This window comes from Thermosynechococcus sp. OHK43, assembly GCF_014466085.1.
In the GTDB taxonomy this organism is placed as follows: Bacteria; Cyanobacteriota; Cyanobacteriia; order Thermosynechococcales; family Thermosynechococcaceae; genus Thermosynechococcus.
This window is the reverse complement of the sequence record NZ_JACOMP010000232.1, coordinates 1-8,774: the sequence shown is the minus strand read 5'-3', so window position 1 is coordinate 8,774 and position 8,774 is coordinate 1. Positions and strand designations below refer to the sequence as shown.

Here is an 8,774-nt window from a genome sequence, read left to right as displayed (position 1 = left end):
GTTTGCGAGTGGATGGTTGGGGCGTGGCTGTCCCCGTTGCAGTTGAAGAAGTGGTCGAAGCCAATGCCGAAAAGCCCTGACCTAGCCGAGTCTGATCCTGCAAAGGTAACGTTTCCGCTGTGAAGGAGACGGGAGGGGGCACAGCCACCGTTGGTCTCATCACTTCAGGGAGCGCAGAGGCAGTGGTCGCAGGGGGTTCAGAGGCAATAGAGTCGTCACTGAGAGCCTCTAGGTAGGTTTGGACATTGGGATCAGCAAAGTAAGCATCCAAGGCCACGGGTGTTTCCCCCAAGTCCCGAAATGCAGGATAAATTTCTTCTCTGAGCCATTGTGTGGTGTAGTAATAGAGCCCCGGCAGTAGATCGCCAGCCTCACCGGCATGACGGCGGATAAAGTCCAGAGTCGGTTGATCTTGGCTGTTGTCAAGAGCTGCCAATGCCTCGGTGGGCTGTCCCAAAAGCAGCAAGCAACTGGCGAGTTCAAGATAGACATCTTGATTGGGGAGCAGCTGCTCCAATAAATCCCTGGCCCGACGAATATAGCTCGGCTGAAGTTCATGCACGCCCCGTGCCACCAAGGCATGTACCGCAAGGTAGGTCGCCACCGCTGAGGGACGCCGCGATTCCCGTTCAAAGAGTTCCTGTTGCTCTGCCACGGTAAGATGGCTGCGCAGTTGCAAAATAAATTTCAGAAAATCCTCAACTGCAAGTCCCGAGTGATCATCACGGCGCCCCTCAACACCCCCGCGCTCACTCAGCATTTGCCGCAGCAACAAAATACCCCGCTGCCGATTCACACTATCGGCCAGAGGCAGTGCCAGTAACTCTAGAATAAGGTAAGGACGTAACCGATTCAGTTCCGTCTGAAACTGTTCCTGGAGTTCGGGAAACCAGTTTGACCGCTGCTGAAGTACCGCTAGACCGGCTTCTAGCTGAGAGGCGGCTGCTTGGTAGGACTGCCGCTGCCATTCCTCGCGTCCCAATTCCAGATAGGCCAAAGCCACAGTGAGGGTAATGTCGGCAACGGCGGCAGAAGAAGTGTAGGGGCGATTGAGATCAAGAACATCCTTTTTGAGAAATACTTCTCCCAACTTGACAACTTGGGCATAATTTCCCAGTTCATAGAGCAGTAGGAGTGCCCCCGAGAATTGCTCATCACTAATTTCAATGTAGGGAGCGGTGGCATCGGGATCCAACTGGACAATCAAATCCTCGGCATCAACCGCACGGCAGTGGCGATCGTAGGCATGGCGCTGCTCCGGTTCTCGCAAAACTGCATAGGCCTGCTCAATGAGTTCCCGACGGGTGGCAACTGTGGTGGGGGAGTGCTGCTGGGTAGGCAGTTGCAGCAGCCGATCCTGAAACGCTTGCTCAATTTGCTCCGGCGTTGCCTGAATTGGCACACCCAGCACTTGGTAATAGTCGAGAGGAATGCGCACCTGAACCCAAACCTCTATAGGATGAACTCGTCTATCAACGATGACAGCACATTCATGCACGCCCAATACCAACAGAGAACCTTTGCCGGCAGTTGCTCAACGTTTAGAAATGAAACGGCATAGTGCTAGTGTTCCCGAAAAATGGAGTGACAGGGATTCTAAAGTATCACAATTTCTGTCCCTCAGTGGGAGACTGAGGAGAGACGGGGGGCTTAACCGCGTACTTTTGCTGTAAAGCCAGAGGCCTTAAATTGCTCTAACTGCAAAGGCTCTGGTTGGTCGTAGGGCACACTAATGCGAATTTCAAACTCGCTGATGCCGGGTGGAATCACATCAATTGCACCGACCCGGGTGCGGTTTTGCAACACTGGATTACCATTGGCATCGTAGATACGGCCAAAGACATCGGCATCTACCACGGTTTTGCCCGATTTATTCTCTGCTTTACCAGTAATCAGGTAGCAGTTGGCCTTGAGGGTGGTACCCCCGGGTGTGACCGAACCCTCACCAATTTCTGGCGGACATTCGTGGTAATTCAGGTCAAAGAGCCGCACTGGAATAGCAGCGATCGCCGGCAGCGTGGCGATACTTGACCAACACAGGACACTCAGGAGCAGGCACACCACTCCTCGACGCAGATATCCCACAAACCGATTCGCACTCATGGTCATCGCTCAGCACCCAAATACGTCCCCATTATCCCACAGTGGTTAAAACCCATAGATCAACAGCGCCCAACAGCAGCGTAAAAACAGCCAAAATACCATACATCCAAGGTTGAGCGAGGGGCTTAATTACATCTGTGGGCAATCCCGTATGGGCTTCAATGGCACGCATCATTTGGGCAAAACCCGCCACTCGCATCGGCAGAAGATACCCTTGACCTGTGGCAGTCACCAGATAATAGACCCAGCCCCCTTGGCTGGTACTACGGGGCTGAAGCCCTTGAATATCTGACCAAATCAGTTGCCACTGCTGCCGCAGGAAGGGGGGAACCCAATGGGGATAGGTGAGGCGAATTCCCACAGCATCCAGTTCTACCCGTTGACTCAGGGCTCCCCAGAGGAACACACCCCCGAGGGCGATCGCCCCCCAAAGAAGCAGGGGCGAAATGGGAGCCGCCGTCTGTACCGCCAAAAACGGGAGGGGCAGCGTGAGTGCGCCGTAGAGGGCAAGGAGTGTTCCAGAAACCAAGGGCGAGGTTTTGAAGCGCAGGGGTTCAGTCATTGGTATTACCTCAAGGGTTCATCATCATTCAATCATCATTCATCAATAGAATAACCAAGTGGCAAAGGCATATTTAGTGCCCTGGATCACGGGCAAGGCGGCATGGGGATGGGTGTAGTAGGCGGGAAAGACAACAATATCTCCCGTCCGTGGGGTAACCTTTACCCCTTGGCGATCGAAATAGGTTTCTCCCCCCTCAAAGTCCTCATTGAGATAGCCCACCAGACTGACATCCCGCGTCGGGATACCTTGGGCCAGTTCCATTTGCCGACTGGCCAGCAATAGGTTGTCCACATGGCGGCGATAGCCCTCGCCCACCCGATAGCGCAGGATGGAGAAGTTTTCAATTTCAGGGAAGCGAATCCCATAGTGTTGGTAGAGGACGATTTGAATTGTTTGCGTGGCCTGGAGAAGAATCTGCCGCATCATCGCCTGTTGGGGGTCTTGGGGATCAAAGCGGAGCAAACTGCCGCCGCGCACGGAGCGATCGACCGTTCCCATGAGAATTTGCGCATCCTCAAACCCCACCTTCTCAGCTGTAGCAATCACCTGCTGACACTGGTGAACCGGAATCAAACGCTGGAAAAGGAGAATTTCACCCCCCAAGTCAAGAATTTGCAGTGGTGCGGTACTCATAGGGACTGATTGTTTCTATGATTCAGTCTAGGGAAGGCGCACTCGCAACGGCACTTTGCTCTGAACATTGCCACTGACAATCACCTCTTGGCGATCAAGCCACCCTTTTGCCCGCTGTCCCTGAACTTGAATGCGGGGATTGCTCTGGCGGTAAAAGACTCCCCCTTGGGCTTCAACTTCCTGCTGGGGAATCCGCCAAATCAGTTGAGCTGTGCGTAGTTGGGCATTGGGGCGCTGGATTTCCACCTGACCGCTAGCTTCTAGCCGCTCTTGGGGAATCCACCAATTGAGGCGTTGGGCACGCAGTTGCGACTGTTGAGGTTGGCTATTGATTTGGACCTTGTCAAAGATGGCGCGGTTTTCAGCAATCAGGAAGACACCGCGATTGGCCTGCCCTTCAATGCCTTGGCTGGGATAGCTGACCCGCAGGGGGCGATCGCTCACCAATTGCCGTTGGGGAATTAACCAGCGCACCGTTTCTCCCTCAACGCGCAGAGCAGGGTTGGGAAGCTGCACTCGGACATCCCCCTCAAGGGTGACCCGTTGATCGCTAATTGACCAGATTGCCCTTTGGGCTTGTAGCCGCTGCCCTCGGCGATCGCCCGCCCCACCGACGACTGTGACCCCCCCTTGACCGATGACCCCTGCCAACAGCCGATTGGGCTCCTGCTGCCACACTAGACTCTCCGTATTGAGCCGTAAATCCTTGACGTCCTTGGCGGCGGAGGTCACCTGAACGGCATTGAGGGCACGCAGTTCTTGGCGTCGGCTATCGGCTTCGAGGCGCTTAGCGGTCACTGTCACTTGGGGATAGCGGGCTTGCAGGTTTTTCTGGGCAATGAGTACGCCGCGATCGCCCTGCCAAACCAATTGATCGGCAATAATCGTCCCCTTTTGCTGGAGATCAGTGACCGTGGTGCGACCTTCAACCCAAAGTTGACCATGCCGCTGCCGCACATTGACCGCCTTGGCCTGCACCTTGTAAGTGGTTTTACCCTCTGCCTTTAATTCCCCCGTTAGATTTTGAATCTCCAATTGCTGGCGATTGTCATCGCGATAGCGCGCGCCCGCCGCCTGCAATACCCAGAGGAGTTGGCCTTTAGCGTTGGTTTGCCGCAGGGTCAGATTTTGCAGCTTGACATCACCCGTGATTTCTGGTTCTGGGGATGGCTCCTCCCCCACCCATTGATCCACCCAGCCACAGCCTGTCAAGGCGAGTACAAGGCAAAGGAGGAGGGGTCTAGGCAGAAGCATTGTTGTCTAAGTTCCCTAGGGTCTCGGGTGAGTCATTGTCAGCAGCTTTATCTTTCCTTTCGGCGGTATCTTGCTCCCAATGGGGGTTAACAATAGGGGATTGCGTCAGGTTACCAGTGACAGGACGGTAGGTGTAGGTTGATCGGGGCGCCTTTTGGATTTCTTCGCGAATGCTCTCAAGATCAATGTAGCGATCGGCAACGTTAATTAGGCTATCGCTAGTCATCGATCGCAGACTCACCACCTCGACCCTTGCCCCTCGGTAACTCACTGCATCCACGGCATAGGCCAAATCCCCATCACCGCTGACCAAGATGGCAGTATCATAGCAACCTACCAGTGCCATCATATCCACGGCAATTTCGACGTCAAGGTTCGCCTTTTTAGAGCCATCCGGCAGTTGGACGAGTTCCTTGGAGACGACACGATAGCCATTGCGGCGCATCCACAGCAGAAACCCCTGCTGTTTTTCATTGGTGGGGTCAACCCCCGTGTAGAAGAAGGAGCGAAAGAGACGGGAGCCTTGGGTCAAGTGGCAGAGGAGTTTTGAATAGTCAATTTCGATGCCCAGTTGCAGCGCTGCATAGAAGAGGTTGGAGCCATCAATAAAGATGGCAACGCGCCCACGGTTTTGTAACACCTGTTCCGGCGTGTAAATAACTGAAGACGAAGATGTAACCATGTAGAAATCATCTCAAAAAAAGTGTGTTATCGAAATATGAAGTCATACCTCTAGGGTATCGCGCGTCAGGGGGAATCGGCGACAGTTGCAGGCAGCAACAGTTTTTGGAAAATCGGCTCTGGATGGGCCAGAGGTTGTGACGCAGGTAAAACACCCCACTGGGCTTGGCGATCGCCCAAAAGGTCTGGGGCAACTGATCCATTAAATTTAATACTATAGCCCAACTGCCCATAGATGGCCTCACTCAGTTGGGGGATAATCGGGGCAAGCACATAGGCCACAAGGCGCACCGACTCCAATACACAGTACAGAACCTCCGCCACCGCTGCGGTTTCTCCTGCCCTATAGCGTTTCCACGGTGCCTCCTCATCAAGGAACTTATTCCCCGCCCGGGCCAGGGTCAGGGCCTGTTGGCAGACCTCATGGAAAGCTAATTGCCGATACCCTTGGCCATAGGTTTGGCTGAGGTGCTCTGCCAGTTGCCGCAGGGGATGCTCTCGCGGAATTGCTGCTCCTTGGACATTGGGCACCTTCCCATCGGTATATTTCCAAGCCATTTTTAGCGTGCGATTGAGCAAATTCCCCAGATCATTGGCCAGATCCGCATTGAGAATACTCACAAAGCGGATCTCACTAAAGTCACCATCGCGGCCAAACTCCACTTCTTTCATGAAGTAGTAGCGCACTGCATCGGCACCGTATTGCGCCACCAAGGCAAAGGGATCTAGGGTATTCCCCAAACTTTTACCCATTTTTTGACCATCCTTGGTCAGAAAGCCATGGACAAAAATTTGCTCTGGTAGTGGTAAGCCCGCCGACATCAACATTGCTGGCCAAGAGATCCCATGGAAGCGGAGAATATCCTTACCAATAATGTGCAGGTTAATTGGCCACCAGGTTTTGAGGGCATTGGCCAAGGTCGGCTCATCTTCTGGTTCCAAGAGGGCGGTGACATAGCCCAAGAGGGCATCAAACCAGACGTAGAGGGTTTGCTCCGGATCCGTGGGCACGGGAAACCCCCAAGCCAGATTCACCCGCGAAATGGAAAAGTCCTGCAGCCCTCGCTCAATAAAACTCAGCACCTCATTGCGACGGCTGGGGGGCTGGACAAAGTCAGGATGTTCAGCGTAGTGGTCTAGGAGCGCCTGCTGATATTTCGAGAGGCGGAAAAAATAGTTGCGCTCGTCTCGCCATTCCACCGTCCGATTCACATGGATCGGGCAGCGCCGACCCTCAAGCAGTTCGCGTTCTTCCTTGAATTCTTCACACTCGACACAGTACCAACCCTGCTGCTGACCTAGATAAATGTCGCCGTTGTCCCAAACCCGCTGAAAAAACTCCTTGACAATGGCATGGTGGCGAGGACTGGTGGTGCGGCTAAAGCGATCGTAGCGGATATTCAGTTGATGCCAGAGGGCTTGGAAACCAGCGGCAATCTCATCGCAGTGGGCTTGGGGACTCAAACCCCGCTGTTGTGCTGTGCGCTCAATTTTCTGGCCATGCTCATCGGTACCGGTAATGAACCGCACCTGATAGCCCTGCAAACGATAAAAGCGAGCGAGAACATCGGCAGCAATAGTCGTGTAGGCACTGCCAATGTGGGGAAGAGCATTGACGTAGTACAGGGGGGTGGTCAGTGAAAAGTGCGGTAACAAGCAGTGTTTCTCCCTAGGAGGTCGAGCAAATGGCGTTATTTATCATAGTGCCATTAGTAACAGCTTACGGGCGATCGCCCACCGCCAGATCCACCCAAGGACTCAGGGGGCCTTCCTGCTCCCGGCCATTGGCTGTCAAGTCACTGTGGCAAAGGAATAGGCGATCGCTCACCCGCGAACACAAATCCACCAGTAAATGCTCCAAACGTTCGGACTCCAATTGCCACACCCGCGCACTGGGGCTCGCCAACCCCTGCCGCAGAAACATTGGTGCCTGCCAGAGACATTGCAAGCCGCCATCCTGCCACCGTGGACTACCAGCATCTAACCAAAAATGCCAGCGATGGGCGAGTTGGGCGCTGCGATATTGAAACGTCGTCGCCAGTAAGACCCCTTGGGGCTGCCGCAGGGGAGGGGCAGGATCTGCGGTCAGAGTTCCCCGCCGCAGCAGGTAAATCCATTCCCGCAGCCGCTCAGCTGTTGGTGTGGCTTGCTGTTCTGGGAGATGATCATAAATTTGCCAGTAGGCGGCCGTGCCCTCAAGGAGCGATCGCAGGGGGGCCAATTCACCGGCTGTTAGGTTTTGCGGCCAGAGATAGCGCTGAATTGCCGCCTCTAGGAGATACACCGGCGGCTGGCTAGAATCTAGTGTACTCAGCCAATGTCGCAACTTCTCATAGGCTTCCGTGGCACGATAGCCAAAGCGATCCCAGTGGCTATAGTGGGTGTACGGTAGCAGTTCAGCTTGCTCCAGCCCCGGCTGAAAACAATAGTAAGAGAGCAGGCCTGCCCGCACGACGTCAATCTCTCGCGGCAGCAAAACCGTTAGCATCTCCGCAACCGCCGTTGCCTCTGGGATGATTCCTGTTCGTGGATAAACGAACAACAACAGCGTCAAAAGGGCACGTACGTGGGGGGATTGAATCAAGGGGCGTTGCTCATTCAGGATGACAAGGGGAACCCGTCGTTTTTCGAGTTCACTCCTGAGGACATAGCGGGCAATACTATCTAAGCCGGGGGCGAGAATGGCAATCTCTGTTGGCTGCACTACCCCCTGCTGCACGGCAGTAGCAATTGTCTCTACAACTTCCTGTAACAATTGCATCCGCGAGGTGGTTTGAATCGCAGTGATGTTTTCCGGCAGCGTCAATTGGGGAGTGCTCAGGCGTTCTTGAATGGCAACTCGTAAATCAGTTTTACCGAAAATCGTTTCTGGAAAGTGGCTTAACTCCGTCACCGTGGCTTGGTTTTGCAGCGGGAGAAAGGCATCAGGATCGGCGCCAAGACCAAGACGGACAGCGCTAATGGGTTGGTGGCTAAGGACAATCTTGATCCCCGGTTGGTTCAAGCGGGTGATCAAATCTGCCATCACTGCGGGATAGTTATGGGTGTTGTCGGCAAGAAGACACTGAAACCGCTGCTTCAAGGAGGCTTGGTAGCGGGGATGGTCAAGGAGAACGCGGCCAAATAAATCGGTGGTAATGCCATAGGTGAGAAGGCTGTGGGCAGTACACCACCTTTGCCACTGTTTTAGGGCGGTGACGATCGCCCCCACGGTTTCTGAAGGAATTTCAAGCTGATGATCCCAAATGAGTTGGGGTAGATCATCCAGACTCAGGCGGGCAAAGGCACAGAGTTGAAAAATATCGAGAAGGTGGCGAGTGGCGCGATCGGCGCCGCGGAGCTGTTCACGATTGTCACCCAGAACAGCAAAGGTGTTGTTCTGCAGCCAAGGCTGCCACAGCCGCTGTGCCCACATCAACTCTGTTTCGGGTTTGAGATGTAAAGGGAGGTGAGGAGCAACGGCATTGGCCTCGACCAGCAGCGGCCAAAAAAGTTCCACCTCCTCCTGCATGAAGCCCATTGGCGTGGCGATATAGGG

General features: G+C 54.3%; 8 protein-coding genes. All 8 read right to left on the bottom strand.

Features of this window, described 5'->3' with window-relative positions; all coding sequences use genetic code 11:
• Positions 1-1,438 (bottom strand): DnaJ domain-containing protein (locus tag H8Q75_RS09830; RefSeq protein ID WP_297041373.1); only part of this gene is annotated, 1,438 nt, incomplete at its 3' end.
• 212 nt (positions 1,439-1,650) lie between these two features.
• Positions 1,651-2,109: a hypothetical protein gene (locus tag H8Q75_RS09825; RefSeq protein ID WP_024125682.1), complete on the bottom strand. Its 459-nt coding sequence runs from the start codon at positions 2,107-2,109 to the stop codon at positions 1,651-1,653.
• 25 nt (positions 2,110-2,134) lie between these two features.
• Positions 2,135-2,665 (bottom strand): hypothetical protein, encoded by a 531-nt coding sequence (locus H8Q75_RS09820; RefSeq protein ID WP_024125681.1) that lies wholly within the window; start codon positions 2,663-2,665, stop codon positions 2,135-2,137.
• Positions 2,666-2,707: 42 nt separating this feature from the next.
• Positions 2,708-3,301 carry a 2OG-Fe(II) oxygenase gene (locus H8Q75_RS09815; RefSeq protein WP_024125680.1) on the bottom strand — a complete coding sequence of 198 codons (594 nt, stop codon included), beginning with the start codon at positions 3,299-3,301 and terminating at the stop codon, positions 2,708-2,710.
• A 27-nt stretch (positions 3,302-3,328) separates the two neighbouring features.
• A complete protein-coding gene (gene lptC / locus H8Q75_RS09810) occupies positions 3,329-4,555 on the bottom strand; it encodes an LPS export ABC transporter periplasmic protein LptC (protein ID WP_024125679.1) in 1,227 nt (408 codons plus the stop codon).
• The gene (locus H8Q75_RS09805; RefSeq protein WP_297041372.1) at positions 4,542-5,237 is read right to left on the bottom strand and encodes an NYN domain-containing protein; all 696 of its coding nucleotides are present in this window, start codon (positions 5,235-5,237) and stop codon (positions 4,542-4,544) included. The genes lptC and H8Q75_RS09805 overlap by 14 nt, the downstream gene beginning before the upstream one ends.
• Before the next feature lie 65 nt (positions 5,238-5,302).
• Positions 5,303-6,892: a methionine--tRNA ligase gene (gene metG, locus H8Q75_RS09800; protein ID WP_297041371.1), complete on the bottom strand. Its 1,590-nt coding sequence runs from the start codon at positions 6,890-6,892 to the stop codon at positions 5,303-5,305.
• 64 nt (positions 6,893-6,956) lie between these two features.
• On the bottom strand, positions 6,957-8,774 hold a 1,818-nt coding region (locus H8Q75_RS09795; RefSeq protein ID WP_297041370.1), incomplete at its 5' end, for a hypothetical protein.

Bases quoted from the DNA above. Each gene is read 5' to 3' on its own strand.
- H8Q75_RS09825 (WP_024125682.1), bottom strand. From the start codon at position 2,109: ATGACCATGAGTGCGAATCGGTTTGTGGGATATCTGCGTCGAGGAGTG.
- H8Q75_RS09820 (WP_024125681.1), bottom strand. From the start codon at position 2,665: ATGACTGAACCCCTGCGCTTCAAAACCTCGCCCTTGGTTTCTGGAACA.
- H8Q75_RS09815 (WP_024125680.1), bottom strand. From the start codon at position 3,301: ATGAGTACCGCACCACTGCAAATTCTTGACTTGGGGGGTGAAATTCTC.
- lptC (WP_024125679.1), bottom strand. From the start codon at position 4,555: ATGCTTCTGCCTAGACCCCTCCTCCTTTGCCTTGTACTCGCCTTGACA.
- H8Q75_RS09805 (WP_297041372.1), bottom strand. From the start codon at position 5,237: ATGGTTACATCTTCGTCTTCAGTTATTTACACGCCGGAACAGGTGTTA.